We start from the raw sequence: 6,000 nt of genomic DNA on the forward strand, positions 1-6,000 counted from the left end.
GCCATGTGGTGTGTCGACGACAACGGTGACGGCGACGGCCCTTGCGCCATCAGCCGTCGCCGGCGCGCCTGAGATCAGCATGCTCCGACGTCCGGTTGGGCTGTCGGCGTGGCTCAGGTCGACTATAGTGAGCTATTGCTGCTACGCACTGCGATAGCCGGTCCTCACCATGTCTGGAGGCATACGTGTCTGAAAAAGGAACTTTCCTCACTGAAGGCCGCCCCTTGATCGCCGTGAGCCAGCGCGCGGCGCTGCTCGGCGGTGCTGCCGTCCTGGCCCTGTTGGCCGGGTGCGACGGTAGTGACAAGGGCGCGAGCCGATTCATGGATGCCGAGGAGGCTGTCGCCGGTGACGTCATCGTTGGCGAGTTGACATCGGCAAGCTCGATCAACCTGAAAGATGGCACCCGTTTCGAGAGTCGCTGGGTGTGTTCGGCCCAGGGCGAGGGTGGCCAAGGTGACCTCTATCGGCTGGAAGCCCCGTTCGCTGCGGATCTGTCGGTCTTCGATAGTGCCGGTAACTGGCTCGGCGATGCTCGTTCCAGCGAGGGGGCTCCGGCGCAGTTGCTGATCGCGCCCACCGAGAGTTGCAGTCTGGTGGTGGTCAGCGGTCGAGATAAGGCGGCCTTCGGTCCGTACTCGCTGGAGCCTGAGCCGCGCCAGGAGCCACAAGAAGGCGCCGAGCTAGCCAGTGGGCAGACCCTTGCCGGCAGTCTCGGCGACGAGGTGACGACCTATCCGCTGAGTGTCGACGAGGCGACCCAGGTTAGTCTGCTGCTGTCGGGTGCGCGGGATGGCATTCTCGCGTTGAGTGGCGAGGGTGTTGCCGCAAAGGCAGCGCGCTGCGCCGACGACCAGCAGACCCTGACAGCCTTCCTCGACCCGGGGGATTACGAGGTCAGCCTGACCCCGGGTCAACCGCTGAAGAAGACCGTCGACACCGACTGCCTCGATGGTCTGGTGAGCGTCGGTAGCGGCTATCGCCTCACCCTGGTCCAGAGCGACCCCTCCACGGGAGAGCGTAACGATGGGCCCCTGCGCGATGGCTACCGGATCACCGGCACGCTCGAGGACGCATCGTCCAGCAACCGCTATACGCTGGTCATCGAAGATGGGCCGACCCAGGTAGACCTGGCGTTGTCGTCGTCTGATTTCGACACCATTCTTGGTATTTCCGGCAATCAGACGGATATCTCGGTAGATGACTCCGGGGCTGGCACCGACGCACGCTTCGACTCCTTGCTGATGCCCGGCGAATATCGCGTCGAGGTCAGTGGATACGGTGGCGAAAATGGCGCCTACACCATCGCGTTATCCACCACCCCGTTCGACGGTGAGTTGCAAAACGATGGCGAGTTGCCGCTCGGGGAAACCATTCACGGTATCGCCTCGGGTGGTGTCAGCAACATATACACGCTGCGCCTCGACGACGTCTCGGAGGTGGTGATCGACCTGTCGTCGTCGGCGTTCGATACCCAGCTGTACGTCAATGGCAATGGCGCCTCACTGAGCGACGACGATGGCGGCAACAACACGGATTCTCGGCTGACCACGCTGCTCGAGCCCGGAGAGTATCGTGTCGAGGTCGGCAGCTACAGCGGTTCGCCGTCGGGGATGTTCAGCCTGTCGACGACGGCTACCCCCTTCGACGGCGAGGTCAGCAATAGCGGTGAGCTAGCCCCGGGCCAGACGATTCGTGGCGCCCTCAGCGCCGGTGGGTCCAATCGCTACGCATTCACTCTGGCGCAACCCGCCGAGGTCAACCTGGCGATGAACTCGTCTGCCTTCGATACCCTGCTCGAGTTGAGCGGAGCCGAGGTCAGTCAGCGTGACGACGACGGTGGAGGCGATACCAACTCCCTGATCAACGCGGTGTTGGCGGCGGGAACCTATCAGGTCAACGCCAGCAGCTACAGTGGCTCCGGCGCCTTCACCTTGCGGTTCGACGCCGAACCTTTCAACGGCGCGATCCAGAATAGTGGTGAAGTTCGCCCGGGAGACACCGTGTATGGACAGCTGTCAGCCGGCGGTACGCTGACCTACCGGTTGGTGGTCGAGGAGGCAGGCACCATCACGCTGGAGAGCCAGTCGGCCATCGTCGATACGCTCATGGAGCTGGGCGGTCCCGGCGTGAGCCTGCAGGATGACGATGGCGGCAGCACCGATCTTGGGTCGATGATCGAGACGCACCTCGAACGAGGAACCTACGAAGTGACCATCAGTGGGTATGGCGGCGGCGGTGGGGTGGTGCGCCTCGATGTAAGAGGCTAACCCCATCCGCCTAGCGCCGCTCTTCGGAGTGGCGTTTTTGCTTGGGCCGGTCTGCAATGACAGGGATAACAACAGGGAGCCCAACATGACAGCGATCACGACGACACGTCCCACCATTTCCATCGATGAGCTGGTTGCGACGCTGTCCGGGCAGATGCCCGCGGATCGGTTGATTACAGATCCCTTGCGCCGCCTGGCCTATGGGACGGACGCGAGTTTCTATCGTCTGGTGCCGGGTCTGGTCGTGCGGCCACGAGATGAGCAGGAGCTGATGGCTACTATTGCGGCGTGCCGTGACGGCGGCTGGCCGATGACCTTCCGTGCGGCGGGCACCTCGCTATCGGGCCAGGCGGTGACCGATGGTGTGCTGATTCAGTTGGGACGCGGTTGGCGCGATGCCGAGGTCCTCGACGACGGTGCCCGGATCCGGCTGTCGGTCGGCGTCATCGGTGCTCGGGCCAACGAGCTGCTGGCACCCTTCGGGCGCAAGATCGGCCCGGACCCGGCATCCATCGCCAGCTGCATGATCGGGGGAATTGCCGCCAACAACGCCTCGGGCATGTGCTGTGGTACGGCCCAGAATAGCTATCGTACCCTGGACAGCCTGCGTGTGATGTTGCTGGATGGCACCGTCCTCGACACCGCAGATCCCGACAGCATCGCCTCGTTTCGCCAAAGCCATGCGCCGCTCATCGACGGGCTCGAACGGCTGTCGGCCAATACCCGTACCGACGTCGAGCTGGCCAAGCGCATCCGCCACAAGTACCGACTCAAGAACACCACCGGTTACGCGCTGAACAGCCTGGTGGATTTCCGCGATGGCATCGACATTCTGGCGCACCTGATGATTGGCTCCGAAGGTACCCTGGGGTGTTTGACCCGGGTCACCTACCAGACGGTGCCGGAGCCGCCGTGCAAGGCCGCGGCGATGACGTTCTTCCCGGACATGGCAAGCGCCTGTCGTGCCACCATCGCGTTGCGCGCCACTCAGGCGGCGGCGGTGGAGCTCATGGACCGGCCGGCGTTGCGCTCGGTGGAAAACCAGCCGGGGATGCCGGACACCCTGCGTGGACTGCCGGATGGCGCGGCGGCTCTGCTGGTCGATGTGCGGGAGCCGGATGAAGCGACGCTCGACGCCGCGATCGCCCGCGTCGGAGACGCGCTTGAGGGCATCACGACGCTGGAACCAATCGTCTTCACCCGGGATCCAGAGCGCTATGCGCTGTACTGGAAGGTCCGCAAGGGGCTGTTTCCGGCGGTAGGCGCGGTGCGTGATCTGGGAACCACCGTCGTGATCGAGGACGTCGCATTCCCCATCGAGCGACTGGAGGAAGGGGTGGCGGCGCTGACCGAAGCCTTCCATCGTCATGGCTATCACGATGCCATCCTGTTTGGCCACGCCCTCGAGGGCAATCTGCACTTTGTCTTTCCCCAGGGCTTCGAGCGCCCGGGCGAAAAAGAACGCTACCAGGCACTGATGGACGACGTCGCCCACCTGGTCGCGGTGGAATTTGGCGGGTCGCTGAAGGCCGAACATGGCACCGGGCGAAACATGGCGCCCTATGTCGAGCTTGAGTGGGGCGCGGAGGCCTATGCCTTGATGTGGCAAATCAAGGCGCTGGTCGACCCCGAGCACTTGCTCAACCCCGAGGTGATGCTGAGCCGCAACCCAACCTTGCATCTGGAGAACTTGAAGCCGTTGCCGGCCGCCGATGAAATCATCGATCGCTGCATCGAGTGTGGCTTCTGCGAGGCGGTATGTCCTTCCCGCGAGCTGACGCTGACGCCGCGCCAGCGCATCGTCTTGACTCGTGAGCGCGCGAGGCTCGCGGCGCTCGATTCCCTCGATGAAGAAGAGCAGGCGAGGCAGGCGGCATTCGACACCACCGGGCGCTACGATATCGATACGACCTGCGCTGCCGATGGCATGTGCGGGACCCGTTGCCCGGTCAGCATCAACACCGGAGAACTGGTGCTTTCGTTGCGTCAGGAGCGCAATCAGGGCAAGGCCAGTGTGGCCCGGCGCATCGGGCATCACTTCTCCGGCATCACCAAGGTCGCGCGGGGTGGGCTGCGGATCGTTTCCATCGGTCGGCGGATCGTCGGCGATGGCCTGGTGCAAGGCGCCAGTGGCGGTCTGCGCCGGTTGAGCGGTGGCCGCGTGCCACAATGGACACCGGCGATGCCTGATGCTGCGCCTATTCGCTTGATCCACCAGGGGGGGCGTGACAAGGGGCGAGACAAGGTCGTCTACTTTCCCTCCTGTGCGACGCGGGTCTTCGGCGCCGACGTGCGTGACGATTCTGCCCGCGCGGTGGTGGATATCGTACTCAAGCTGCTCGATAAGGCCGGCTTCGACGTGGTGATTCCCGAAATGCCGGGACATCTTTGCTGTGGCATGGCGTTCTCGTCGAAAGGGATGGCCAACGAAGCCACGCACAAGGCTCGGGAGCTGAACCGCGAACTGCTGGTGGCGAGTCAGAACGGGCGCTATCCGGTGTTGTTCGACACCAGTCCATGCAACCTTCAGGTGTCCAAGCACCTCGATCCACGCATCACCGCGATGGAGCCAGTCGCCTTTGCCTGCGAGCATCTGGTCGAGCGCCTCGACATTACACCTCTCGACGAGAGTGTCGCGGTGCATGTGACGTGCTCCAGTCATCGCATGGGGCTCGCCGAACGTTTTGTCGACCTGGCCAAGGCCTGTGCCCGTGATGTGGTCGTTCCCAGTGGCATCAGCTGCTGTGGGTTCGCCGGCGACAAGGGACTGCAAGTGCCAGAGCTGACGGCATCGTCGCTTCAGGATCTGGCCGAACAGGTTCAGGGGTGTACGCTAGGCGTGTCGAACTCGCGAACCTGTGAAATGGGCATGACCCAACATTCGGGCATCACCTACCACTCCATTATGGAATTGCTCGACCGTGTCAGCGCGGCGCGGATCGCCTCCAACGGCTGAACGGGCCGGAGGCCACCTTGTGTGCTGTCCACAGCCCGAGGGCCCACAAGGGGAGTGGATAACTCGATGCCGCGGTTTCCACGTTCGCGGCCTTGTGCCGCTGTCGACTGCGCGTCCAGTGATTTCTTTCGGACGGCTGGCGTGCCAGCCAGCGCTGCGTCTGCCGGCGCCAATGCGTTCCTGTAGCGGTCACGGAACATGTCGGGCGCGCGCGTCGAGCCCATGTAGCGCGGTGCTAGAGATTGGCTATCGAGCGATGAGCGTGGGCCGCGAGCGTCGGTGGCGAACCGAGATTGTCATGGTGGTGTCACGCGCCTGAAATTTTTTTACAGGAAGGCCTTGCGGGGGCGCCGCTGAAGCCGTAAAGTACGCATCCGCTGCCGGCAACGAGCAAACGTTGCCCGCGGTGATTGGTGGTTCAGGTGGTTGATTTCAAATGGCTTTTTAAGTCGCTTCGATAATCCATCGCTTGACTTCGCAGGCTGCTTCGGTAGAATGCGCACCTCTGAAGCGGAGGGTCGCCATACGCTGCCAAGCATCGCATGACGAACCAGCTTCTTCCCCACGCAACACGGGGTTGACGAAACGCTCCGCTTCTGTAGAATACGCCTTCCTCGCAGGGCGCTGGATCAGCCAGAACGGCTGAGGCAGCAAGCGAGACGCGCATCATCGATTGTGGTGCGCCGCTCTTTAACAATTGATCAGGTAATTCATGTGGGCGCTTGCCGATGAGTCAGTGACGAAGTCACTGAAATATCAAGGCAAGCGACTCGT

Annotated in this window: 2 protein-coding genes; both read left to right on the top strand. The window is 63.1% G+C overall.

The window, feature by feature from the left end; all coding sequences use genetic code 11:
- Window positions 1-185 precede the first annotated feature (185 nt).
- Window positions 186-2,270: a hypothetical protein gene (locus tag ACUN9Y_RS04465; protein WP_445459474.1), complete on the top strand. Its 2,085-nt coding sequence runs from the start codon at window positions 186-188 to the stop codon at window positions 2,268-2,270.
- A gap of 85 nt (window positions 2,271-2,355) precedes the next feature.
- Complete coding sequence (locus ACUN9Y_RS04470) at window positions 2,356-5,226, top strand: FAD-binding and (Fe-S)-binding domain-containing protein (protein ID WP_445459475.1); 2,871 nt, start codon at window positions 2,356-2,358, stop codon at window positions 5,224-5,226.
- Window positions 5,227-6,000: the final 774 nt, after the last annotated feature.

It is taken from the genome of Halomonas sp. V046 (genome assembly GCF_052645355.1).